Annotated in this window: 21 protein-coding genes; 15 read left to right on the forward strand and 6 right to left on the reverse strand. The window is 69.7% G+C overall.

What is annotated here, in order from left to right:
* The first annotated feature begins 7 nt into the window (after nucleotides 1-7).
* The 5 genes from ACQPZX_RS21020 to ACQPZX_RS21040 all read left to right on the forward strand — a co-directional run bounded on the left by ACQPZX_RS21020 (nucleotide 8) and on the right by ACQPZX_RS21040 (nucleotide 6916).
* A complete protein-coding gene (locus tag ACQPZX_RS21020) occupies nucleotides 8-961 on the forward strand; it encodes a pirin family protein (RefSeq protein WP_433383321.1) in 954 nt (317 codons plus the stop codon).
* 95 nt (nucleotides 962-1056) lie between these two features.
* On the forward strand, nucleotides 1057-1512 hold the full coding sequence (locus ACQPZX_RS21025; RefSeq protein ID WP_433383323.1) for a hypothetical protein: 456 nt from the start codon (nucleotides 1057-1059) through the stop codon (nucleotides 1510-1512).
* A 110-nt stretch (nucleotides 1513-1622) separates the two neighbouring features.
* Nucleotides 1623-3593, forward strand: coding sequence for a PPC domain-containing protein (locus ACQPZX_RS21030; RefSeq protein WP_433383325.1), 1971 nt, complete (start codon nucleotides 1623-1625; stop codon nucleotides 3591-3593).
* 273 nt (nucleotides 3594-3866) lie between these two features.
* On the forward strand, nucleotides 3867-5354 hold the full coding sequence (gene nhaC, locus ACQPZX_RS21035) for a Na+/H+ antiporter NhaC (RefSeq protein WP_433383327.1): 1488 nt from the start codon (nucleotides 3867-3869) through the stop codon (nucleotides 5352-5354).
* Nucleotides 5355-5356: 2 nt separating this feature from the next.
* Nucleotides 5357-6916, forward strand: a complete 1560-nt coding sequence (locus ACQPZX_RS21040; protein ID WP_433383329.1) for a basic amino acid/polyamine antiporter — start codon at nucleotides 5357-5359, stop codon at nucleotides 6914-6916.
* Nucleotides 6917-6939: 23 nt separating this feature from the next.
* On the opposite strand, the gene ACQPZX_RS21045 is transcribed toward ACQPZX_RS21040, so the two are convergent.
* The 4 genes from ACQPZX_RS21045 to ACQPZX_RS21060 all read right to left on the reverse strand — a co-directional run bounded on the left by ACQPZX_RS21045 (nucleotide 6940) and on the right by ACQPZX_RS21060 (nucleotide 11594).
* Nucleotides 6940-8328 carry a threonine/serine ThrE exporter family protein gene (locus tag ACQPZX_RS21045; protein WP_433383331.1) on the reverse strand — a complete coding sequence of 463 codons (1389 nt, stop codon included), beginning with the start codon at nucleotides 8326-8328 and terminating at the stop codon, nucleotides 6940-6942.
* A 434-nt stretch (nucleotides 8329-8762) separates the two neighbouring features.
* Nucleotides 8763-9095: an STAS domain-containing protein gene (locus ACQPZX_RS21050; RefSeq protein ID WP_378972414.1), complete on the reverse strand. Its 333-nt coding sequence runs from the start codon at nucleotides 9093-9095 to the stop codon at nucleotides 8763-8765.
* A gap of 80 nt (nucleotides 9096-9175) precedes the next feature.
* The gene (locus tag ACQPZX_RS21055; protein WP_433383333.1) at nucleotides 9176-10324 is read right to left on the reverse strand and encodes a S1C family serine protease; all 1149 of its coding nucleotides are present in this window, start codon (nucleotides 10322-10324) and stop codon (nucleotides 9176-9178) included.
* Nucleotides 10325-10358: 34 nt separating this feature from the next.
* Nucleotides 10359-11594, reverse strand: a complete 1236-nt coding sequence (locus ACQPZX_RS21060; RefSeq protein ID WP_433383335.1) for an arginine deiminase — start codon at nucleotides 11592-11594, stop codon at nucleotides 10359-10361.
* A gap of 189 nt (nucleotides 11595-11783) precedes the next feature.
* Between ACQPZX_RS21060 and ACQPZX_RS21065 the strand changes: the two genes are divergently transcribed.
* The 4 genes from ACQPZX_RS21065 to ACQPZX_RS21080 are packed head-to-tail and all read left to right on the forward strand — an operon-like array spanning nucleotide 11784 to nucleotide 14762.
* Nucleotides 11784-12257, forward strand: coding sequence for a peroxiredoxin (locus tag ACQPZX_RS21065; protein ID WP_433383337.1), 474 nt, complete (start codon nucleotides 11784-11786; stop codon nucleotides 12255-12257).
* Nucleotides 12258-12313: 56 nt separating this feature from the next.
* Nucleotides 12314-12868: a SigE family RNA polymerase sigma factor gene (locus ACQPZX_RS21070; protein ID WP_433383339.1), complete on the forward strand. Its 555-nt coding sequence runs from the start codon at nucleotides 12314-12316 to the stop codon at nucleotides 12866-12868.
* Nucleotides 12865-13707: a hypothetical protein gene (locus ACQPZX_RS21075; RefSeq protein WP_433383341.1), complete on the forward strand. Its 843-nt coding sequence runs from the start codon at nucleotides 12865-12867 to the stop codon at nucleotides 13705-13707. Before ACQPZX_RS21070 ends, ACQPZX_RS21075 begins: the two co-directional genes overlap by 4 nt.
* Nucleotides 13704-14762 (forward strand): amidoligase family protein, encoded by a 1059-nt coding sequence (locus ACQPZX_RS21080; RefSeq protein WP_433383343.1) that lies wholly within the window; start codon nucleotides 13704-13706, stop codon nucleotides 14760-14762. Before ACQPZX_RS21075 ends, ACQPZX_RS21080 begins: the two co-directional genes overlap by 4 nt.
* On the opposite strand, the gene zwf is transcribed toward ACQPZX_RS21080, so the two are convergent.
* Nucleotides 14763-16256 carry a glucose-6-phosphate dehydrogenase gene (zwf, locus tag ACQPZX_RS21085; protein WP_433383345.1) on the reverse strand — a complete coding sequence of 498 codons (1494 nt, stop codon included), beginning with the start codon at nucleotides 16254-16256 and terminating at the stop codon, nucleotides 14763-14765.
* Nucleotides 16257-16381: 125 nt separating this feature from the next.
* Here zwf and ACQPZX_RS21090 point away from each other — a divergent pair, with 125 nt between their 5' ends.
* Nucleotides 16382-17323 carry an exopolyphosphatase gene (locus ACQPZX_RS21090; RefSeq protein WP_433383346.1) on the forward strand — a complete coding sequence of 314 codons (942 nt, stop codon included), beginning with the start codon at nucleotides 16382-16384 and terminating at the stop codon, nucleotides 17321-17323.
* A 153-nt stretch (nucleotides 17324-17476) separates the two neighbouring features.
* Here the strand turns inward: ACQPZX_RS21090 and ACQPZX_RS21095 are convergent, their stop codons facing one another.
* Entirely contained in the window at nucleotides 17477-18304 is an 828-nt protein-coding gene (locus ACQPZX_RS21095) for a DUF1775 domain-containing protein (RefSeq protein WP_433383348.1), read from the reverse strand.
* Nucleotides 18305-18327: 23 nt separating this feature from the next.
* Between ACQPZX_RS21095 and ACQPZX_RS21100 the strand changes: the two genes are divergently transcribed.
* The 5 genes from ACQPZX_RS21100 to ACQPZX_RS21120 all read left to right on the forward strand — a co-directional run bounded on the left by ACQPZX_RS21100 (nucleotide 18328) and on the right by ACQPZX_RS21120 (nucleotide 22896).
* Nucleotides 18328-18594, forward strand: a complete 267-nt coding sequence (locus ACQPZX_RS21100; RefSeq protein ID WP_433383350.1) for an RNA-binding S4 domain-containing protein — start codon at nucleotides 18328-18330, stop codon at nucleotides 18592-18594.
* Nucleotides 18595-18698: 104 nt separating this feature from the next.
* On the forward strand, nucleotides 18699-20051 hold the full coding sequence (locus ACQPZX_RS21105) for an ABC transporter substrate-binding protein (protein WP_433383351.1): 1353 nt from the start codon (nucleotides 18699-18701) through the stop codon (nucleotides 20049-20051).
* A 7-nt stretch (nucleotides 20052-20058) separates the two neighbouring features.
* On the forward strand, nucleotides 20059-21015 hold the full coding sequence (locus ACQPZX_RS21110) for a carbohydrate ABC transporter permease (RefSeq protein ID WP_433383353.1): 957 nt from the start codon (nucleotides 20059-20061) through the stop codon (nucleotides 21013-21015).
* Nucleotides 21012-21884: a carbohydrate ABC transporter permease gene (locus ACQPZX_RS21115; protein ID WP_433383355.1), complete on the forward strand. Its 873-nt coding sequence runs from the start codon at nucleotides 21012-21014 to the stop codon at nucleotides 21882-21884. Before ACQPZX_RS21110 ends, ACQPZX_RS21115 begins: the two co-directional genes overlap by 4 nt.
* Before the next feature lie 118 nt (nucleotides 21885-22002).
* Complete coding sequence (locus tag ACQPZX_RS21120) at nucleotides 22003-22896, forward strand: hypothetical protein (protein WP_433383356.1); 894 nt, start codon at nucleotides 22003-22005, stop codon at nucleotides 22894-22896.
* The last annotated feature ends 52 nt before the right edge of the window (nucleotides 22897-22948 follow it).

Consider the following 22948-nt stretch of genomic DNA (forward strand, 5'->3'; position numbering starts at 1 on the left):
CGAGTTCGTGAGCAGCTTCGAGGCGGATCCCGAGGTCGGGCCGGAGCTTCCGGTCACTATGGAGTTGTTGGAGGGCGCGCCGGTCGCGCTCGGCGGCCCGCGCGGCTTCGCCGTCACCCGGACCCTGCCCAACCGGCAGCGGCGCATGGTGGGCGCGTGGTGCTTCCTCGACGCGTACGGGCCGCACGACCTGGGCGACTCGGCGGGCATGCGGGTCGGCCCCCACCCGCACACCGGCCTGCAGACCGTGACCTGGCTGGTCGCTGGCGAGGTGCTGCACCGCGACAGCCTCGGCAACCTCCAGGAGATCCGCCCCGGCCAGCTCAACCTCATGACGGCCGGCCGCGGCATCTCCCACGCGGAGGAGACCCCGGGCGACCATTCGCCGGTGCTCCAAGGCGTACAGCTGTGGGTTGCCCTGCCGCACGCCGCGCGTGACATGGCCCCGGAGTTCTCGCACCACGCCGATCTTCCGGTCGTCGCCTTCGGCGGCATCGCCGCCACGGTCCTGATGGGCACGCTCGGCGGCGCCACGTCACCCGCGCGCACCCACACGCCCCTGGTGGGCGCCGAGCTCGCGCTGGCTGCCGGCGCGTCGGCCGCCGTGCCGCTGAGACCCGATTTCGAGTACGCGGTCCTGGCCCTGGACGGCGCGCCGAATGTGGACGACGCCACCCTCAAGCCCGGCCCGCTGCTCTACCTCGGCGCCGGCCGCACCGAACTCAACCTGACCACCTCCTCCGAGTCTCGCGTGCTGCTGCTGGGCGGCGAACCTTTCGAGGAACGCCTGGTCATGTGGTGGAACTTCGTGGCGCGCGACCACGACGAGATCGTCGGGATGCGCCTCGACTGGGAGTCGCACACCCCGCGTTTCGGCGAGGTCCACGGATACGACGGACCGCCGCTGCCCGCTCCTCCGATGCCCCTCACCCGCCTTGTCCCTCGAGGTCGCGTTCGCTGACAGGCGCCAGCCTGGTGTCTCCCCCAAGGGGAGAGTCAAGCGGTGGGTGCAATCCCGCTTGACGCGCTCGACGGAGCGGGCGGATCGTCGAGGGGATGGAGGAGCCTCTCGTGAACGTCTGGGATGTGGGGAAACTCGTTCTGATCGTGGCCACGCCCACCCTGCTAGGCGCGGCGCTGGTCTGCGCCCCGCGCTGGTGGGGCGCCGCGGCGGAGTACTTCGAGGCCCGCCGCCCGAAACCCCCGCAACCGATCGGCCCGCCCATCGAGCAGCTCTCCGCCGACCTGCGCCGCCTGCTCCGCCTGCACGGATCTCTGACCGCGAGTGCCGCCGTCGCGATGCGCGCGCATCGCTTGTGGGCGGTCGAGGCCGCGATCGCCGTGCGCGCCACCGAGGCGGCCCGTGCCCTGGACATCCCGCACCGCGAGCCCGAGCGTCCCGGCGCCCTCCGCCGCGACGAGCTCGTCGCCCTGCTGCGCGCCCTCTCCGCCGCCGGCCTGGTCCTGCCGACCAAGGTCGGCCCGTTCACGTCGGACGGCCGCCTGGGCTGACATCCGGTTGTTACAGTGCATTGACAGCTCTAGATATCGACGTTCGTGATCGGTAACGTCGCCCCTACCATCCGCGACCGGGGGGTTCGGATGGCAGAAGGGGGACGCTGATGCGACGGAGCATCGCAACCATCTCCGCGGCCGTGCTGGGCCTGGCGTTGATCACGCCGGCCGCCGCCCACGCCGCTCCGACAACACCGACGCAGGACACCCCGCTAAGCCCCGCCGACCAGGCGTCGCTGGCCGCGGGAATAGGCGTCGCGCCCAAGGCGCCGTACGGCGCGAAGCCCAAGGGCCCCAACCCGTTCCTCGCCGAAGTCGCCGACGCTTCCAAGGTGGACTTCTCGGGCTGGTCCAACTACATGAAGGCCCAGGCCAAGGCCAAAGCCGCGTCCAGGCTGAAAGCGCAAGGCGTCACCACCAAAGCCGCAGCCCCCGCCGTGGTCGTCGACGAGGACGAGATCGACGGCACCTACGGCGGCAACGACACCCCGGCCAACGCGCAGCGCGTCACCGGCTTCGGCACCGGCGCCGCCCAGTTCTCGAAGATCCGCGTCCTCGGCAGCCTCGACAACGAGGCGATCAGCACGCCCGCCGTGCCGTCCCCGGCCGAGGACAACGGCTCGATCCCGCTGGCCGGCGACACCGGGATCGGCGCGATCCGCAACGGCGCCGTGATCGACTCGCAGATCGGCGACGGCCCGCACGGTCGCCAGACCGGCGACGGCAGCAACGACTTCGACTTCTACAAGGTGACCGCCCCGGCCGGCAAGACGCTCCAGTTCAAGACCGCCACCCCGACCGGCCCGCTCGACACCGTGCTGCTGCTGTTCGCCCCGGACGGCACGCTGCTGGCCGCCAACGACGACTTCGGCACCGCCCTGGACAGCCAGATCACCTACGACGTCACCGCCGCGGGCACGTTCTACCTGGCCGTCGCCGCCTACAGCGGACTGCCGGCCGACCCGTTCGACTCCGGTTCCGGCGGCGGGATCGGCGACACGTCGCCGCCCACCGAGGGTCCTTACACGCTGACGCTGACCTCGTTCTCCGTGGACAAGGACTTCTTCGCGATCAAGCTCAGGCCCGGCGACGTCCTCGGCGCGTCGGTGAAGGGCTCGCCCACCTATCTCACCGTCTACGACACCGTGCCGCGCGAGGTGCACGGCTCCGAGCAGGACGCGTCGTTCATCTACCCGCTGGCCTCGCCGCTGCCCGGCGGCGGCAACGCGGTCACCGACTACGTCGCGACCAAGGCCGGCTGGCACTACGTCGGCGTGTCCTCCGGCGCCGGCGCCTACGACATCACCGTCGAGGCGTACCGGCCGCCGCTGCAGGGCGCGACCCCGGTGCAGACCCTGTACCTGGACTTCGACGGCGAACGCGTGAACACCGGCATCTTCGGCGGGGCCGGTCAGCGCGACCTGAGCCCGTTCGCCGCGTTCCTCGCCAGCTGGGGCCTGACCCGCGCCGACGAGGACGCGCTGATCGACGCCGTGACCGCCGGCGTCACCGAGAACATCAAGAAGGACCTGCAGGCCAGCGGCCTCAACGCCAAGTTCAAGCTGAAGATCAAGAACAGCAAGGACGACGCGGACCCGTGGGGCCAGGCCAACGTCAGCCGGATCGTCGTGGGCGGCACCATCGACGAGTCCGGGGTCGACACGATCGGCATCGCGCAGAGCATCGACCCGGGCAACTTCGAGACCGAGGAGACCGCGCTGGTGCTGCTGGACGTGCTCAGCGCCCCGGCCGGTGACTCGGAGGCGTCGCTGAACACGTACCTGACGCCGGCGAGCAACCGGATCGCGTTCCTCGGCCAGGCGCTCAGCAACGTGATCTCGCACGAGGCCGGGCACTTCTTCGGCGACTTCCACACCGACAACGAGGACGCGCTGCCCAACCTCATGGACGCGGGCGGCACCGGCTTCGCCACCCTCTTCGGCGTCGGTCCCGACGGCGTGGGCGGCACGGCGGACGACGTGGACGTCGACTTCGGCGACAGCGCTTTCCTGCCGTCCGAGGGCTTCGTCGGCACCGAGGACACGCTGGGCCGGATCGTCTTCGGCGTCACCAGCTGAAGACCCATTCCCGTACGCGATGACGGCCGCTCCCGGAGGTCTCGGGGGCGGCCGTCTCTGGCTTCCGGCCAATCGGGATCTTGACCGGCGTGCCGGGATCATCCGTCGCGGATGAGACCTTGGTCCCGGCCGCTGCCTAATGTGCGAGTGATACCGGCGGTTGATCCGCCCTTGCCCGGTCGCCGCCAGGGCGGCGCCACTGCACGACGTGCCCCGCTGATCCGCGACGCCGTCGATCTTTGATCGCTCGTCGCGTGCGTGGAGAGGTGCACCATGGCGGAACGCGAGGTCACAGCGGTCAGACGACCGTCGCTGATCGATGCCGTCGTCCCGCTGATAGCGCTGGCGGTGCTGATCGCCGGTTCCCTGGCGCTGTTCGGTCTTGACGCCCTGGACGGGCCGCTGCAGGTGGCTCTGGTGGTGTGCGCCGCGATCGCCGCGTTGATCGCGCTGAAGAACGGGCACACCTGGGAGGAAGTCCAGAGTGCTGGGCAGGAGGCGATCGCCTCGGTGACCAGCGCGTTGTTCATCCTGCTGGCCGTCGGCGCGCTGATCGGCACCTGGAATCTCTCGGGCACGATCCCGACGCTCGTCTACTACGGGATCCAGGTGCTGTCGCCGTCGTGGTTCTACGCGGCCACAGCGGTCATCTGCGCGATCACCGCGCTGAGTATCGGCAGCTCCTGGACCACCGCGGCAACCATCGGCGTCGGGCTGGTCGGCATCGCCACCCTGCTCGGCGTCTCCCCGGCGATCACGGCGGGCGCGGTGATCTCCGGCGCCTACCTCGGCGACAAGACCTCGCCGCTGTCGGAGACCACCATCCTGACCGCCCAGATGGTCGGGGTCGACCCGCGCGAGCACATCAAACGCCAGGTGTGGACCTCCGGGCCGGCTTTCCTGATCGCCCTGGTCGTCTTCTTCGTCGTGGGCCTGGTCCAGGCCCCGGACGTGCACGACACCGTATCCACGGCCACCGAGCTGGCCGACCTCGACAAGCTGTTCTGGATCAGCCCGGTCAACCTGCTGCCGTTGCTGCTGCTGGTCGTGCTGTCGGTGCGCAAGGCGCCGGCGTCGCTGTCGCTACTCGCCTCGGCGCTGTTCGCCGGCCTGCTCGCCGCGTTCACCCAGCGCCAGGTCATCGCCGACTTCATCGCCGGACAAGGCAACGTCGTCGTGGAGTCGATCAAAGCGACCTGGCTGACCATGGCGACGGGATTCCATGCTGACACCGGCCTCGCGGAGGTCGACCGGCTCGTCTCGCGCGGTGGCATGGCGAGCATGCTCTACACCCTGTGGCTGATCTTCGGAGCAGTGACCTTCGGCGTTCTCCTGGAGAAGTTCGGGCTGATCTCCCGGCTGGTCGACCCGATGATCGCGTCCGCGAAGAGCACCGGACGGCTGTTCTTCACCGTGTTCGCCTGCGCCTTCGGCCTGAACATTGTCGCCGGCGACCAGTACATCGCCCTGGTCCTTCCCGCGCGCGTCTTCCGCGTCGAGTTCGCCCGCCGCGGTCTCGCCCCGACGAACCTGTCCCGGCTGACCGCCGACAGCGGCACCGTCACCTCCCCGTTGGTGCCGTGGAACTCGTGCGGGGCGTTCATGGGTGCCACGCTCGGCGTCTCCACACTGCTCTATCTGCCGTACGCCATCTTCTGCTACGCGAGCCCCGCACTGAGCGTGCTGTACGGCATCACCGGCTTCAAGATCGAGAAAGTCGAGCCGGCCGCGCTCGACCCGTCACCAGGACGGAGTGACTGACCATGGCAGACACGGTCCCCGGCCACACGGGCGCCCACACCTCGAACGCCGGCATCCCCTCCGCTGACACATCAGCTCCTGTCACCTCGGCGGCCGGCACCCCGGTGACCGGCGCAGCCGGCGCCGATCCACCGGTCGTGACCCCCGGCAAGATGAGCGTGCCCACCCTCACCGCGATGGTGGTCGGCAGCATGGTCGGCGCGGGCGTGTTCTCGCTGCCGGCCCGCTTCGGCGTGGCCACCGGCATCCTCGGATCGCTGATCGCCTGGGCGATCGCCGGCGCCGGGATGCTGATGCTCGCCTTCGTCTTCCAGAACCTGGCCATCCGCAAACCCCACCTGGACTCCGGCGTCTTCATCTACGCCAAGGCCGGATTCGGCGACTACGCCGGCTTCAACTCCGCGATCGGGTTCTGGGCCAGCGCGATCGCCGGCAACACCTTCTACTGGGTGTTCATCAGCGCCACCCTCGGTGCGTTCTTCCCCGCCTTCGGCGACGGCGACACCGTCCTCGCGATGGCGCTGGGCTCGGTCGGCGTCTGGCTCTTCCATATCCTCATCGCGCGCGGAGTCCGCGACGCGGCAGTCATCAATCGGATCGTGACGATTCTCAAAATCATTCCGATCCTCGTCTTCATCGTCGTGCTGTTCGTCGCCTTCGACGCCGGTGTCTTCGCCGACAACTGGATCGCCACCGGCTACGGCGACCTCGGCTCGATCAACGAACAGATCCGCAGCACGATGATCATCACGACGTTCGTGTTCCTCGGCATCGAGGGCGCGACCGTCTACTCGCGCTACGCGAAGCGACGCCAGGATGTCGGCCGGGCCACTGTCCTCGGCTTCCTGACCGTGCTGTCGATCTTCGCTCTGGTGACGCTGTCGAGCTACGCGGTGATGACCCAGCCGGAGATCGCCGCGACCCGCCAGCCGTCGATGATCGGGCTGTTCGAGCACGTCGTCGGGGACTGGGGCCGCTGGTTCATCAGCGCCGGCGTCATCATCTCCGTTCTGGGCGCGTACCTCGCCTGGACCCTGATGGCCGCCGAGGTGATGTACATACCGGCGCACAATGAGGACTTCCCGGCCTTCCTCGGCAAGGAGAACGACAAGGCGACGCCGATCACCGCTCTTGTGGTCAGCTCCTTGGCGGTTCAGGCGCTGCTCGCCGTAACACTCGTCCTGACCGACGCGCTGAACTTCATGCTCGACCTGTGCACCAGCCTGGCGCTGATCCCGTACTTCCTCGCCGCCGCGTACGGGTTGAAGCTCGGCCTCACCGGCGAGTCCTACGAGCAGGTGCCGGCCGGCACGCGCCGCAAGGAGACGATCATCGCGGGCATCGCGACCGCGTACACGCTGTTCCTGTTCGAGGCCGCCGGCTTGAAGTTCCTGCTGCTGTCCTCGGTGCTCCTCGCCCCCGCCACCCTGCTGTACGTCAAGGCGCGCAGCGAACGAGGCCGGCGGCTGTTCACACCCACCGAGATCGTCCTCTGCGTGCTGATCGTGGCCGCCGGCATCACCGGCATCGTCGGCCTGTGGGCCGGCTTCATCAAAATCTGACCGCGTACGGCGGCGCGCACGCCCTACCCGTCCTGCTGCCGCCGTGCGGGTCGGGCGCCCGAGCCGTCCCGCTCGCCGGCAGCGCCGCGGTGCGCCCAGCGGATCTCGCTGCCGAGCAGCACGCCGAGCGCGACGGCGACCATCGTCACCGCCGTGGACAGCAAGGTGTCGAGCCCGTCCAACGGGTCGGTACCCAGGTACTTGGTTACCCCGAGCAGGCCGAGCGCCCCCGGTACCAGCAACCAGAAGGCGGGCAGGACACTGACCGGCGCCGGTGGCCCGTTCGGCGCACGCGCGACCAACCGGGCCACCGGCGTCATGAGCACCGCCCCGACGAACGCCGACAGCACCCCGCCGAGGAAGAAACCCCCGACGACCTGCCCCGCGTACGCGATGTAGAGCACCAGCAGCAGCCACCCGAGCGAGACGAAGCGGGCGCAGTGGTGCAGCACGACACCCGTACCGAAAAGTGCGACACCGAACCAGGTCGTCCAGACCGGCAACGGCTGCGAGCTGACCCCGATGACGGTATCGACCGGGGCGCCGACCAGTTCGGCCGCGCCGATGATGCCGAGCGCCAGCAGGAACAAGCGCATGCTGCCGGACGCGAGCCGCCCCGCTCCGGAGAGCATCTGGCCGGTGGCCAGCTCGATCGCCGCGGTCGTCAGCAGGGCGCCCGGGAGGAAGGTCACCAGGGGCGCGGCCAGCGGCGCCAGCACTCCGGTGCCCGGGGCGAGCCGGGCGAGCAAGAACGCCCCGGCTGCCACGCCGAAGGCGCACAACGGCGGGAGAAACGGCTGCCAGCGCATCGGCGCTCGCTCCGTCGCCAGTTGCAGCAGGCCGACTCCCGCCCCGAGCAGTGCGGCCGTCCACAGCCCGATCCAGTCCGCGCGGAGGACCAGAGCGAGCCCCGTCGACAGCAGCACGTAGCCGGCCACCCGGAGCGCCGGCCCGAACGCCGGCGGCATCCGGCGGATCCGGTTGAGCTCACCCAGCCCGTCGGCCGGACCGACCTGACCGCGTTCGGCCGACCGGACCAGCCGGTGCAGGTCGTCCATCTGCTCCAGACGAAGCTGCTCGATGCCTGCTCGTGCAACCGCGGTCTGCACCGTGCCCAGCGTCGGCGCGGTCACGAACAATGCCGTCGCCAGCACCACGACCTCGGCGTCCGGAACGCCGTTGACCGCGGCCACCTTGCCCAAAGTCTGCTGGACCGAGGACACCGGCTCGCCGCCGTCGATCAACGCCTGCCCCAGAGCCACAAGGAACGGCACGAGCGACAGTGAGACGTCCGGGTGCGGCGGGGGCGGGCCGGCCTCACGGCGGGCGACGCGCGCTGATCGGCGGGCGATCACCAGCGTGACCGCGCCTGCGACCAGCAGGGCAGCCAGCGCAGCGAACAGCGTGGACACCGCGATTCCGGACCGCGATGCCGCAGGGGAGCCCGCGGTGTCCGGCGTCGGGATGGACGGTGATGCTGTCGACTCCGGCGCCGGGGAGACCGATGCCGGGGTCGTGGTCGCCGGCGGCGTCGGGCTCGGCGGCGAACCCGTCGGAACCGGAACTGGAACGGCGACGGAGGCGGAGGGACTGTCGCTGGGAAGTGGGTCCGATGACGATGACCCGTCCGGCTCCGGAGCCGGCGAAGGCTGACCGGCCTCGGTCGTGGCCGTCTCAGCCGGTCCGGGTGCCGACGGATCGGAGGCTCGCGCGCTGTGGGCCGGCCCGGCCAGGGCGACAGCGGCACCGAGACCGGCCAGCAGGATGGCGGCCCGGTGAGCGAACGAGACGCGCCCTGATCGGTGTGTGCGGCTCGAGAACCGCGATGCCATAGGCTCCGGTGCCCCTACTCCTTGAGAGCGGCCGCCACGTCGGGGAACAGCGCCAGGTAATCGGTGAGGCCCAGCGTGTCGAAGAGCCGCCTCAGGAAGCCCGAAGGGGCGGCCAGGCGGACCCAGCCGCCCCGCTCGGTGGCCCGGCCACTCGCGGTGACCAGAACGCCGACCCCCATCGAGTCGCAGAAGTCCAGCCCGGACACGTCCACCACGACCCGGGGGGCGGGCCGTTCGACGAGCCGGTTGAGATTGGCCTTCAGGGCGGGCGCCGTGTCGATGTCGAGGGATCCACGCAGCACCAGGACGGCCGTGTTCGGCGGATGGTGCGCGACCGAGACCTGCATGGTGGTGTCGCTTTCGGTGGGAACGGGGGCGGTGGCGAACAGCCTATCGACCCCGGCCGCCGGCCGCCCCCGGTGGATCTTCAGGCCAGTGTCACCGTGGCCTGTCCCGAGTTCCCCCCGCGGCTGTACTGCACCCTGACCTGGTCGCCCGGCTTCTTGCCGACGGTGGCCAGGAACAGGCTCTCCGGCGCGTTCATCGGCCGGCCGTCGATGGCGGTCACGATGTCGCCCTCCTTCAGCCCGCCCTTGTCGGCCGGGCCGCCGGGGGCGACGACGCGCAGGTACATGCCGACCGGGACGCCGAACTGCTCGGCGACCGCCTGCGGCACCGGCACCGACTCGACGCCGAGCGAGGGCGGGTCGTACGAGCCGCTCTCGATCAGCTGGTCGGCGACGACCATCGCCACGTCGACCGGGATGGCGAAGCCGATGCCCACGCTGCCGCCGCCGGCCTCGCCCGACGCGTTCGGCACGGTCGCGATCGCGGTGTTGACGCCGACCAGGTCGCCTTCGCAGTCCACGAGCGCACCGCCGGAGTTGCCGGGGTTGATCGCGGCGTCGGTCTGCACCGCGCCGGGCAGCACCGCGGTGACGCCGTTGTCGGCCGGCACCGGCACGTCGCGGCCGAGCGCGCTGACGATGCCGGCGGTCACCGTGCCGGAGAGACCGAGCGGCGCGCCGAGCGCGACCACCGGCTGGCCGACTTGCAGCGTGGACGACTTGCCGACGCCGATGGTGGGCAGGCCCTGCGGCGGGTTGACCTTGACCACGGCCAGGTCGACGCGGGGCGCCCGGCCGACGATGGTGGCGGGCAGAGTCTGGCCGCCGCTGAACAGGGCCTCGATCGAGCCGGACGAGCCAGCGGGGGAGATGACGTGGTCGTTGGTGAGGATGTAGCCGCCGTCGCGGATCACCTCGCCGCTGCCGTTGCCGGCGCTGGCGCCGCTCGAGACGGCCAAGGTCACCACCGAGGGCAGCACTTCGTCGGCAATGGTGGTGGCGGCGCAGGCGGCGGTGGTCGCGGCCGGATCACGGGAGGCGCGCCCGACAAGTCCGCCTATGACTCCCGCGACCAGGGCGATCACCGCGGCCACCGCGATCAGCAGCCCGGTCGAGGGCCGCCGGCGTGGGGGCACGCCTACGGCGTCGGGAACGCCCGGCGACGGCGCCGTGGCCGAAGGTGCCTGAGCCGGGGGCGGCCCACCGGGCGGGGTGGTGGAAGCCGTCATGTGTCAGCCCCTTCCGATTCGGGCCATCACCGCGCTAGAACTTCACGGCGTCCCGGCTGAGCGGGCACGTCATGCAATGCCCGCCGCCGCGGCCGCGCCCGAGCTCGGCGCCCACGATGGTGATCACTTCGACGCCCGCCTTGCGCAGCAGGGTGTTGGTCTTCGTGTTGCGGTCGTACGTGAAGACCGTGCCGGGGGAGAGGGCGACCGCGTTGTTACCGCTGTCCCATTGCTGCCGCTCCGACGCGTACACGTCGCCGCCGGTCTCGATCACCCGCAGCGACGGCAAGCCGAGCGACGCGGCGACCACCTCGACGAACGGCTTCGACCCGTGATCCGTCACATCGACGTTGCCGCCCGTGCCCGGCCGCAGCGAGAACGTGTGGACCGCGTCGACGATTGTCGGGTACAGCGTCACGATGTCGATGTCCGCGAAGGTGAACACCGTGTCCAGGTGCATGGCGGCGCGCAGCTTCGGCATCCCGGCCACCACGACGTGGTCGGCCGCGCCGTTCTCGAACAGCGAGGCCGCGACCTGGGTGATCGCCTGCCGGGAGGTCCGCTCGCTCATCCCCATGAGCACCACGCCGTTGCCCACCGGCATGATGTCGCCGCCCTCGAACGTGGCCTGGCCCCAGTCCTTCTCCGGGTCGCCCCACCACACGGACGTGCCGACGAACGACGGGTGGAACTCGTAGATCGCCTTCATCAGCAGCGTCTCGTCGTGCCGGGCCGGCCAGTACAGCGGGTTCAGCGTGACCCCGCCGTAGAGCCAGCACGTGGTGTCGCGGGTGTAGAGCGTGTTCGGCAGCGGCGGCATCAGGTACTCGCGCACGCCGGTCGACTCCCGGGCGAGCGTCACGTAGCCGGAGCGGAAGTCGTCGGGCAGATCGGAGGTGGCCAGGCCGCCGATCAGGTACTCGGCGAGCTGGCGCGGCGTCAGCGTCTCGAGGAACCCGCGGGTGTCGTCGACCAGGCCGACGCCCACCTCGTTCGGCACGATCTTGCGGTCGAGCAGCCACGCCTTCGCGTCCGGGATCGCCATGGTCTGCTCGAGCAGGTCGTGCAGCTCCACCACCTCGACGTTGCGCTGGCGCAGCTTGTTGACGAAGTCGAGGTGGTCGCGCTGCGCGTTCTCCACCCACATGACGTCGTCGAAGAGCAGGTCGTCGGCGTTGGAGGGGGTGAGCCGCCGGTGGGCCAGGCCCGGCGCGCAGACCAGGACCTTGCGCAGGACGCCGACTTCGGAGTACACGCCGTGGCCGTTCATCGCACCGTCCTTAAAGAGTTCGGATCGGGATCCAGTCCAGGGTCGTGGACCTCGGTGGCCGCGCCGGTGTCCGCCATCGCCATCGCCTCCCCGCAGTCAGCCTCTCGGGTGCCGGGAAACCTCGGATCATCCGCGACGGGTGACTGCCGCCTCTGTTACCCGCCGGTACGAGCGGGTAATTTGTTTGTCATGGCAAACAAGGGTGACGTGATCGACGACTTCGAGCTGCCCGACCAGGACGGCGTGCCGCGCCGCCTGAGCGACTACCTGGCCGGCGGCCCGGTCGTGCTGTTCTTCTACCCGGCCGCGATGAGCAGCGGCTGCACCGCCGAGGCGTGCACCTTCCGCGACCTGGCCGCCGAGTTCCGCGAGGCCGGCGCCCAGCGGATCGGGATCAGCCGCGACAAGCCCGAGAAGCAGAAGAAGTGGGCCGAGCTGAACAGCTTCGACTACCCGCTGCTCAGCGACCCGGACAGCACCGTCGCCGCCGCGCTCGGCGTGAAGCGCAAGCTGCCGCTGGGGCCGCTGAGCACCAAGCGCATCACCTTTGTCATCGACGCCGACCGGTCGATCCTCGAGGTCATCCACTCCGAGACCAACATGCAGGAGCACGCCGCCAAGGCCCTCGAGACGCTCGCCGCTCGAAAGCCGCTGACCGAGTAAGCCATCCAACCGCCCCGCCCACCACCCACGACCGGACTGAAGGCGAATTTCTTCGTATGAGACTGCACAACCGGCACGCCGCGACCGTCTTAGGGGGCGTGACCTTCGAGGAATTCGCGATGGCCCGGCTGTCCAGTCTTCTGCGTTACGCGGTCGTCCTCACCGGCGACCGGGATCTGGCGCAGGATGTCGTCCAGGAAGTGCTCGCGCGGGCACAGACCAAGTGGCGGCGGATCAGCCAGTCCGATTCGCCGGAGGCGTACGTCCGGCGCATGGTGCTCAACGAGTACCTGTCGTGGCGGCGCAGCTGGCAGTTTCGGAATGTGCACGCCGTGGGTGAGCGCCTGACCGACCTGGACGACGCCCGGGGCGGGGTGCTCGATCATGCCGACGGCGTGGTCGAGGCCGACGCGTTGTGGGCCCGGTTGTCGACGCTGGGCCGCAAGCAACGAGCCGTTCTCGTCCTGCGCTACTACGAGCAGCTGGACGACGAACAGATCGCGGATCTCCTCGGCTGCGCTCCCGCGACGGTGCGCAGCCATGCCTCGAGGGCTCTCAAAACGCTCCGCCTCACGGAGCGGGAACGCATCCATGCCGAGGAGAAGTCGTGACCGAGCACGCAGATCAGCTGCGCGAGGCCTTCGAAACCCACGAGAACCAGGCTCCCGACCCGGCGGCTGTCTACGCCCGGGTGCAGGAGCTGTCGACAAAATACAAGCGCCGCCGCCGGGGCCTCCAGGTCGCGGGTGGCACCGCGCTCGCCGCGATCGCGGTGGCCGGGGTGGTCACCCTGCCCAACCTGCTCCCCGGTAACGCCCGCAACACCTCCAGCGTCAGTTTTCCGGCGGGGGCGGTGCCGTCGTCGGCCGCGCCGGTGACGATCCCGAAGTTCACCCAGGCTGAGCTGGAGAAGTACTGGAAGGCCTACTTCGGCGCCAACTACGGCTACGACGACGCGGTCAAGCTCGCCGCGCTGTGGAACGTCAAGGCCGACATCGGCAACGTGAAGGCCGAGGCCGGCCGTCGCCTGCTGGCCGGTGAGACGCTGCCCTTCAAGGGGACGCCGAACCCGATCATCCCGCCCGCGGACCCCGACGACCCGGCGATCAAGGCCGCCCAGGCACAGCTGGACGCCTTCTTCGGAGCCGGGTACACGTGGACCGAGGCCGAGAAGCTCGCCAAGATCTGGCACCTGCAGGACCCGTCGGACGCCAAGATCATGGCCGGCAAGAAGCTGCTCGCCCACCAGACGCTCCCGGTCAAGCCGACCGCGGCCAACGTCCAGGCGGCCAAGGAGCAGAAGCAGGTCGAGGCCTTCTTCAAGAAGGGCTACGACATTGCCGACGCTGCCAAGCTGGCCAAGACCTGGCACCTGAAGACCGCGTACGACGCCAAGGTCGCGGGCGGTAAGCGCATCCTGGCCGGTCAGAGCATGCCCTTCCAGCCGTGACCCCGAGTCTGCGCCGGCGTATCGGCTTCGAGATCGAGTTGATGGCCCCGCAGGGCCGCAGCCGGCGCAGCCTCGCCTACGACCTGGCCGGACGCATCGGGGGACGCATCCGGCCGGTATGGCACCACGACAGCGAACCGTCCCTGGTCCCGGGCCTGGGGCGGTTCCTGCATCTGACCCAGGGCTTCGAGGTGCTGCGGGCCGACGGCTCGCAGGTGTGCACCCTGGTCGACGACATCACCCTGCGGGACGGCCTGCAGCCGGCCACGCCCGCTCCACCGGGTTGGTACCGCGTCTTGAGCGACGACTCCCGCCTGCTGACCCTGCTCGCCGCGCGCTGCGACCCCGGCGCCCCGCTGGAGCGGGTCCTGGACCCGGTGGCCGACCTGTGGGGCACCGCCCCCGAGATGGTCGGCGACGTCTGCCGCCTGGACGACCCCGAGGGTGCCACCGTCGCACTGGTAGCCCCCCAGGGCGCCGAGCGCGAGCGCCCCTGCGAGATCGTCACCCCACCCTTGACCGAGCGCCACGCCGAGGCCCTCGAAGAGCTCCTCGAGCCGGCCCGCGAGCTGGGCTTCACCATCCCGAACGAGGCCGCCGTACACCTGCACCTGGACGGCAGGCCCTTCCGCGACCCGCGCACGCTAGCCAACGTCGTGCTGCTGTTCGCCCACTACCGCGACGGCCTGCGCGAGCTCCTGCAAACCAACCCAGCGTGCCGCCGCCTGGCCCCGCTGCCCGCCCAGCTGGTGGCCGCCGCGACCGCCGACAAGCCGGACATCGACGCGCTGCGCCAGGCCGCCGACGAGGGCGACCTGACAAAGTACTTCGACGTGAACCTGACGCAGCTCCTGAAGGACCGCCCGCTGCGCGACACCCTAGAGATCCGCATCCTCCCCGGCGCCATAGACGCCGAGAGCATTGTCAACCGCGCCGCCTTGGTCGAGCTCCTACTGGACCGCTGCGAGGACCCGGAGCCGTTCCCGGTAGCCCCCACCGGGAACGTCTCCGCCTTGATGGAAATCGCGGCGGAGACGCTCGCCCAGCAGGACTGATCAGACGCTGTTGCGCCAGTGGCGGCCGCTGCGGCCGATCAGGCGGTCGGCGTCGGTGGGGCCCCAGGAAGCGGCCTCATAGGTCGGGATCGGGGACGGATCGTTGGCCCAGTGCTCGATGATCGGGTCGACGATGCGCCAGCACTGCTCGACCTCGTCGGTGCGGATGAACAGCGTCGGGTCGCCCAGCAGCGCGTCGAGCAGGAGACGCTCGTAGGCCTCCGGCGACTCCTCGGCGAACGTCTGCTCGTACGAGAAATCCATGCTGGCCGTGCGCACCCGGAACGAGTGTCCGGGGACCTTGGCGCCGAAGCGCAGCGAGATGCCCTCGTTCGGCTGGATCCGCAGGATCAGGGCGTCGGCCTCGAGGCCGGTCAGCTGGTCCTGCGGGATCGGCAGGTGCGGCGGCCGCTGGAACTGCAGCGCCACCTCGGTGACCCGGGCCGGCAGCCGCTTGCCGGTGCGCACGTAGAACGGCACGCCCGCCCAGCGCCAGTTGTCGACGTTCAGCCGCATCGCCGCGTACGTCTCGGTCCGCGACAGCGGGTCGACGCCGACCTCCTCGCGGTAGCCGGCCATCAGGTCCTCGCGGGTGCCGCCGCGGGTGTACTGGCCGCGCACCGACAGGTCGGCGATGTCCCGGTGGGTCGGCAACCGGATCGCCTGCAGCAGCTTCACCTTCTCGTTCCGCAGGCCCTCGGCGTCGAAGGACGCCGGCGGCTCCATCAGGGCGAGCGCGAGGACCTGCAGCACGTGGTTCTGCACGATGTCGCGCATCGCGCCGGCGTGCTCATAGAAGCCGCCGCGGGTGCCGACGCCGAGCGTCTCGGCCACGGTGATCTGCACGTGGTCGACCCACGAGCGGTCCCAGATCGGCTGGAAGATCGAGTTGGCGAAGCGCAGGGCCAGGACGTTCTGCACGGTGTCCTTGCCCAGGTAGTGGTCGATCCGGAAGACGTTGTGCTCGTCGAAGGCGGCGTGCACGATGCCGTCGAGCGCGCGGGCGCTGGGCAGGTCGTGACCGTACGGCTTCTCGATGACCAGCCGGGAGAACGAGCCCTCGCGGGCGTGGTTGAGCCCGGCGCCGGCCAGCCCGTTGATCACCGGCTCGAAGGCCTCGGCCGGGGTGGAGAGGTAGAAGATCCGGTTGCCGGACGTCCCCCGCTGGGCGTCCAGCTCGTCGAGGGTCTCGCCGAGGCGCTTGTACGTGTCGGGGTCGTCGTAGCCGCCCGAAACGTACCTGATTCCGCCCTGGAGCTGGCGTTTGTCCGCGAGGCTGCGGCCGCCCAGCGCGCTGTTCGCGAAGTCCTCGTCGGTGATCGGGGTGCGGGCCACGCCCACGAGCGCGAACTCGCCGGGCAGGCGGTTGTGCCGGGCGAGGCTCTCCACCGCCGGCAGCAGCTTGCGGCGGGTCAGGTCACCCGAGGCGCCGAAGATCACCAGCGTGGCTGGCGGGGCGCTGCGCTCCTGGATGAGCTGGGGAACGTTGTCCATCGTCTGCGAGTCCTCCGACCGTTGGGACCATCCAGCCAAACCCTACGCAGGTGATGCTTCCAACGTTCAGATCCATCCCTCGATGCGACCAGGGCCTCAGCGACAAAAGTGGCAAACTGGGTGATATGAAGTACCGACTCGTGACCCGGAGCGACTTCGACGGGCTCGTCTGCGCCGTGCTGCTGCGCCACTTGGACATGATCGACGAGATCAAGTTCGTGCACCCCAAGGACGTGCAGGACGGCGAGGTCGAGGTCACCGACAATGACATTCTGACGAACCTTCCGTACGCGCCGGGCGCGCACATGGTCTTCGATCACCACCATTCGGAGACGCTGCGGAACGAGGGGAACCTCGACAACCACGTCATCGACGCCGACGCGCCCTCGGCCGCCCGGGTGATCTACGAGCACTTCGGCGGCCGGGCGAAGTTCCCGAAGGTCTCCGACGACCTGATGCGCGCCGTCGACCAGGCCGACTCGGCGCAGTACTCGCTCGACGACGTCCTGCACCCCGAGGGCTGGACGCTGCTGAACTTCCTGATGGACAGCCGCACCGGCCTCGGCCGCTTCCGCGAGTTCCGGATCTCCAACTACCAGCTGATGATGCAGCTGATCGACGCGTGCCTGGAGATCCAGGACGTCGGCGAGATCCTCCGGCTCCCGGACGTCGCCGAGCGCGCCGACCTGTTCCGCTCCCAGTACGACCTGTTCGTGGAGCAGCTCAAGCGGGTCAGCCACCTGGACGGCGACGTCGTCGTGGTCGACCTGCGCGACGAGGAGGTGATCCACGCCGGGAACCGGTTCATGGTCTACGCGCTGTTCCCCGAGTCGAGGGTGAGCGTGCACGTGATCTGGGGGCGCCAGAAGCTGAACACGGTCTTCGCCTGCGGCAAGTCGATCCTCGACCGCACGTCCCCGGTCGACGTGGGCGAGGTGATGCTGCGCTACGGCGGCGGCGGTCACCTCGCGGCCGGCACGTGCCAGGTCCCGCACGAGGACTCCGAGCGGGTCGAGCGCGAGATCGTCGACGCGCTCCGGACACCGCGAACGGTTTCGGTCAGCTAGAGCCGGGTGTGCGCCGGGGCGGAGGGGCCGAACCCCCTCCACCCCGGCGTCCACGGGTCGCGGGCCATGCCCAATTGGCCCCACCCGCTGGTCGTGTTCCGCGCCCCACGCGCATCATCACGACACAATCCCGCGTCCACCAGCGCGGGAGCCTTACCGCAAACTCCACTTGCCGGCCGTCACCGGCTCCTTCTCGTCCTGCTTGTCCTCGGACGCGGTGGCCGTAGTCTCCGGCTCCTCGTCGGGCTCGTCGTCCTCGTTCGCCCGGTGCCGGCCGCGCACGAAGTAGAACCCGGCGGCCAGCAGCGCGAGGGCGGCGACCACCCAGCCGCCGATCGACCAGATCGACGGGCCGCGGGTGGCGTCGGCGACGGCCTTGGAGAACAGGGCGTCGTCGGACGACGTGCCGTCCGCGGCCGCATTGGGGTCGGTCGCGGTGCCGCCGTGGTCGTGGCCGGTGGCCGGGAGGCCGGTGCCGGGGGCGAGCGCCAGCGAGACGGGCGGCATCGTGGGTCCGGCCGAGCCGTTCGCGTACGTGCTGGTGATGGTGAACTGCATGGTGCTCAGCGAGGGCAGCGGCCCGATCGCCACCGACAGGTCGGCGGACTTGCCGGGAGCGAGGTCGCGGCCCTGCACCGCGAGCCAGGTGATCGCGCCGGCCGACTCGGTCGCCGGGGTGCCGCCGTGGATGGTCGCGAGTGGGGTCGCGAGCGTCCTCATCTGGATCTTGGGCGCCCAGTCGTCCACCGACAGCGGATAGACCTCCGCCACCGGCGTGTCGGCCGGGATGTTCAGGGTGACCGTCCGGATCGGCGCGGCGCCGGTGTTGGTCACGTGGAAGGTCAGGTTCTCGCCGCTGCCCTGGACGGCCGTCGTGGGGGAGACCGTGGCATCGGCGAGGGCCGGGCCGGCGACGAGCGCGCCGAAGACCGCGGCCAGGGCGGGTACGCCCGCTCGGCGGGCAAGGTGGAAGTGCCTCACGACCGGTAGTTCGTATCCGGCGCGTGAATGGTTCAACGCCCCGCGAGAACTTTTTCGAGGTGGCCGAGGATGATGATCTGATGCGTGACGTGGCGATCGACGGCGACATGATCAGACTCGGACAGTTCCTCAAGCTGGCGGATCTCATCGAGACCGGGGGAGAGGGCAAGGTCCTGATCGCCTCGGGCGATGTGACAGTGAATGGTGAGATCGACACGCGCCGTGGCCGTCAGTTGCACCGCGGCGACGTGGTGGAGGTGCTCGGCCGAAGCGCCAGGGTGGCATCGTAGGAAGGGCCAGCGGAAAGTGACGAACGGTTGACATCGTGTGATCTCAGGCATGTACTGGGGTCCCTTGTGTAACCGGCGTCACACGCCTCGATGGGGAGGCCCGCATGCGTTCCAGGCTCGGTGTGGCCGTCACCGCCGTCGTTCTGACGGTTTCCGGATGCGCGGGATGGGGCGGCGGACCGGGCGGCGGCGGCCCGGACACGATCAACGTCCTGATGGTCAACAACCCGCAGATGATCGACCTGCAGCGGCTCACCGAGGACAACTTCACCAAGGTCACCGGCATCCACGTGAACTTCACCGTGCTGCCCGAGAACGACGTCCGCGACAAGATCAGCCAGGAGTTCTCGAGCCAGGCCGGCCAGTACGACGTGGCGAGCCTGAGCAACTTCGAGATCCCGATCTACGCGAAGTCGAAGTGGATCGCGCCGCTCGACGACTACATCGCGGCCGACAGCCAGTTCGACCAGGCCGACATCCTGCCGCCGATGACCCAGTCGCTGACCGCCGACGACGGCAAGGTCTACGGCGAGCCGTTCTACGGCGAGTCCTCGTTCCTGATGTACCGCAAGGACGTCTTCGCCCAGGCCGGCCTGACGATGCCGGAGAACCCGACCTGGCAGCAGGTCGCCGATCTCGCCGCGCAGGTCGACAACAAGCAGCCCGGCATGCGCGGCATCTGCCTGCGCGGCCAGCCCGGCTGGGGCCAGATCTTCGCGCCGCTCACCACGGTCGTGAACACGTTCGGCGGCACCTGGTTCGAGAAGGACTGGACGCCCAAGGTGGACGCGCCCGAGTTCACCGCCGCCACCAAGTTCTATGTGGACCTGGTCCAGAAGCACGGCGAGAACGGCGCGCCGCAGGCCGGCTTCACCGAGTGCCTGAACAACCTGGTCCAGGGCAACGTCGCGATGTGGTACGACGCCACCAGCGCCGCCGGTTCGCTCGAGGCGGACTCCTCGCCGGTCAAGGGCAAGATCGGCTACGTCGCGGCGCCGGTCGACAAGACCAAGAGCTCCGGCTGGCTCTACGCCTGGTCGTGGAGCATCCAGCAGGCCAGCGACAAGAAGGACAACGCCTGGAAGTTCATCTCCTGGGCGTCCAGCCGCCAGTACGAGGAGCTGGTCGGCCAGCAGGTCGGCTGGTCCAGCGTCCCGGCCGGCAAGCGCGCCTCCACGTACAAGAATCAGCAGTATCTCGGGGTAGCGGCCGCCTTCGCCGAGCCGACCGAGAAGGCCATCTCCAGCGCCGACCCGCGCAACCCGGGCGTCCAGCCGCGGCCCGCGATCGGCATCCAGTTCGTCGACATCCCCGAGTTCACCGACCTCGGCACCCAGGTCTCGCAGTACGTGAGCTCGGCGATCGCCGGCCAGATGTCGGTCGACGAGGCCCTGGACCGCGGCCAGCGGCTGGCCGAGGACGTGGCCGAGCGGTACCAGTCCCGGCAGGAGGGGTGAGCGCCAGATGACATCCGTCGCCGAGGAGACCAGCCCACAGGTCGAGACCCCGCAGCGACCGGCCCGCACGGCCCGGAGCATCGCCTGGGCGCGCCGCGCGCCGCTGATGCCCGCGCTGATTTTCATGATCATCGTGACCCAGCTGCCGTTCGTCGCCACGCTGGTCATCTCGTTCATGGACTGGAACGCCTACTACCCCGCGGAGATCGGGTTCGCGGGCGTCGACAATTTCAAGCGGGTCTTCACCGACGTCAACATGCGCGATGCGGTGCTCACGACGATCTGGCTCACCGCCGGCGTCGTACTCATCAGCCTGCTTCTGGGTTTGGGAATCGCGCTTTTGCTGGACCGCAAGTTCCGCGGGCGCGGCGCGGTCCGCACCATGATGATCGCGCCGTTCCTGGTGGTGCCGGTCGCGGCGGCGCTGCTCTGGAAGCACGCGCTCTACAACCCCGAGTACGGCCTGTTCAACGGCGCGATCACCTGGGTGTGGAAGCTGTTCGGCTCGGACAACCCGCCGCAGCCCGACTGGATCAGCAACATGCCGCTGTGGGCGGTCATCTTCGCGCTGGTCTGGCAATGGACGCCGTTCATGATGCTGATCCTGCTCGCCGGCCTGCAGGGGCGCCCGCTCGACGTGATCGAGGCGGCGCGCATCGACGGCGCCAACGGCTGGCAGATCTTCCGCAGCATGACGCTCCCGCACCTGCGGCAGTACCTGGAACTGGGTGCGCTGCTGGGCTCGATCTACATCGTGCAGAACTTCGACGCGGTTTTCACCATTACTTCAGGCGGATTGGGTACGGCGAACCTGCCGTACACGATTTATCAGATCTTCTACCAGGCCCACGACTACGGCCGGGCCTCCGCGGCGGCGGTCATCGTCGTCCTCGGCACGATCATCATCGCGACGTTCGCGCTCCGAACGGTCTCTTCTCTCTTCAAGCAGGAGGCGAACCGATGACCGCCGCGACCGCTGGGACCGCTGGGACCGCTGGGGCGCTCAACAAGAAGCCCAAGGACCGGGGTGGCCCGTGGCTGTCCCTGCTCGCCTGGGTGATCGGGATCCTCTTCGTGCTGCCGGTGCTGTGGATGGTGCTCACCTCCTTCTACTCCGAGGAGGACGCGGCGACCAACCCGCCCGCCGTCTTCGCGCCGCTCACCCTCGATGGGTACCGGGAGTTCTTCTCCGGCGGCGCCTCGCCGTGGCCGCCGCTGCTCAACAGCCTGACCGCCAGCATCGTGTCGACGATCCTCGTGCTCCTGCTGTGCTTCCCCGCGGCGTACGCGCTGAGCATCAAACCCGTGCGTAAGTGGACCGACGTGCTGTTCTTCTTCCTCAGCACCAAGATGTTGCCGATCGTGGCCGGCCTCCTGCCGCTCTACCTGTTCGCCCAGCAGACCGGGCTGCTCGACAACATCTGGCTGCTGATCGTCTTCTACACCTCGATGAACCTGCCGATCGCGGTGTGGATGATGCGCTCGTTCCTCTCCGAGGTGCCGGTCGAGATGCTGGAGGCCGCCTCGGTCGACGGCGCCAATCTCTCCAGGACGCTGCGGTCGGTGATCGCGCCGGTCGTGATGCCGGGCATCGCCGCCACCGCGCTGATCTGCTTCATCTTCAGCTGGAACGAGCTGCTGTTCGCCCGGGTCCTGACCGCCACGGTGGCCGAGACCGCGCCCGTCTTCCTGACCGGCTTCGTCACCAGCCAGGGCCTGTTCCTCGCCCAGCTGTGCGCCGCCGCCTTCGTGGTCTCACTGCCGGTGCTGGTGGCCGGTTTCGCCGCCCAGGACAAGCTCGTGCAAGGCCTGTCGCTGGGCTCGGTCAAGTAGCTTTCCACCCCGCCCCCGGAAAGTGGTGGCCGGTCCCGATGCCCGGGGTCGGCCACCTTTCCGCCGAAATTTCCCGGCGGGCCGGAACCGATCATGGGTCCGGTTCGTCCTAGAGGTCATGACTCGTCTCCGCGGCACCCTCATCGCCGCCGCAGCCGTTCCCCTCTTCCTGATCACCGCTTGCGCCCAGACAGCTGGTAACTCGGCCGCCGGCAACCAGGCCGCGGGCGCGTCGGACTCGGCCGCGAGCGCCGGCGCCTCCCCATCGGGCGCCGACGACCTCGTCCTGCGCGTCGAGTCGTTCGGCGGGTTCGTGCCCGCCGAGCAGAACATCGGCCGGATCCCCGCCGTCAGCGTCTACGCCGACGGCCGGCTCATCACGCAGGGCCCGACCACCATGATCTATCCGGGCAAGGCGCTGCCCAACATCCAGGAGCAGATGCTCACGCCCGAGGTCGTGCAGGATCTCGTACGCAAGGGCGCCGCCGCCGGAGTGCGCAACGGCGCCGACTTCGGCAGCCCCAACATCGCCGACGCCCCCTACACCCGGGTGGTCGTCGGCGATCAGTCGGTCAACGTGATGGCCCTCGGTGAGGCCCAGGCCAACGATCCGCGGCTCACCGCCGCCCAGCGTGACGCGAGGACCAAGCTCTCGTCGTACGTGACGGAATTGCAGTCTTTGTCCTCGGCCGAAGGCGTGGCGAAGCCGGTGCAGTACCAGCCCGAGACGCTCGCCGCCCTGGCCCGCAAGTACGTGGCGCCGCAGGAGGCCAATCTGGCCGGCCCCGAGAAGGCGTGGCCCGGTCCGGCGCTGCCCGGCGACACGCTTAACCAGAACCTCGGCATCGGCTGCGTCGCGGTCACGGGCGCCGAGAAGGACACCGTGTGGAAGGCGGCGGAGTCGGCCACCCAGATCACGCCGTGGACCAGCGGCGGCGCCAAGTGGGGCGTGACGTTCCGGCCGCTGCTGCCGGAGGAGACCGGCTGCCTCGCGCTCAAGGGGGCTCGGTGACGCCGATCGGAGAGCCCTTCCCGCCCGCGCCTGTCCCATCGCCCACGCCGGA

It is taken from the genome of Actinoplanes sp. CA-142083 (assembly GCF_050942195.1).
Classification (GTDB): Bacteria; Actinomycetota; Actinomycetes; order Mycobacteriales; family Micromonosporaceae; genus Actinoplanes.

Coding starts and splice junctions, on each gene's coding strand:
- ACQPZX_RS21030 (WP_433383325.1), top strand. CDS start 1,623: ATGCGACGGAGCATCGCAACCATCTCCGCGGCCGTGCTGGGCCTGGCG.
- ACQPZX_RS21105 (WP_433383351.1), top strand. CDS start 18,699: ATGCGTTCCAGGCTCGGTGTGGCCGTCACCGCCGTCGTTCTGACGGTT.
- ACQPZX_RS21050 (WP_378972414.1), bottom strand. CDS start 9,095: ATGCAGGTCTCGGTCGCGCACCATCCGCCGAACACGGCCGTCCTGGTG.
- ACQPZX_RS21090 (WP_433383346.1), top strand. CDS start 16,382: ATGAAGTACCGACTCGTGACCCGGAGCGACTTCGACGGGCTCGTCTGC.
- ACQPZX_RS21040 (WP_433383329.1), top strand. CDS start 5,357: ATGGCAGACACGGTCCCCGGCCACACGGGCGCCCACACCTCGAACGCC.
- ACQPZX_RS21070 (WP_433383339.1), top strand. CDS start 12,314: ATGAGACTGCACAACCGGCACGCCGCGACCGTCTTAGGGGGCGTGACC.
- nhaC (WP_433383327.1), top strand. CDS start 3,867: ATGGCGGAACGCGAGGTCACAGCGGTCAGACGACCGTCGCTGATCGAT.
- zwf (WP_433383345.1), bottom strand. CDS start 16,256: ATGGACAACGTTCCCCAGCTCATCCAGGAGCGCAGCGCCCCGCCAGCC.
- ACQPZX_RS21065 (WP_433383337.1), top strand. CDS start 11,784: ATGGCAAACAAGGGTGACGTGATCGACGACTTCGAGCTGCCCGACCAG.
- ACQPZX_RS21115 (WP_433383355.1), top strand. CDS start 21,012: ATGACCGCCGCGACCGCTGGGACCGCTGGGACCGCTGGGGCGCTCAAC.
- ACQPZX_RS21025 (WP_433383323.1), top strand. CDS start 1,057: ATGGAGGAGCCTCTCGTGAACGTCTGGGATGTGGGGAAACTCGTTCTG.
- ACQPZX_RS21110 (WP_433383353.1), top strand. CDS start 20,059: ATGACATCCGTCGCCGAGGAGACCAGCCCACAGGTCGAGACCCCGCAG.
- ACQPZX_RS21120 (WP_433383356.1), top strand. CDS start 22,003: ATGACTCGTCTCCGCGGCACCCTCATCGCCGCCGCAGCCGTTCCCCTC.
- ACQPZX_RS21060 (WP_433383335.1), bottom strand. CDS start 11,594: ATGAACGGCCACGGCGTGTACTCCGAAGTCGGCGTCCTGCGCAAGGTC.
- ACQPZX_RS21055 (WP_433383333.1), bottom strand. CDS start 10,324: ATGACGGCTTCCACCACCCCGCCCGGTGGGCCGCCCCCGGCTCAGGCA.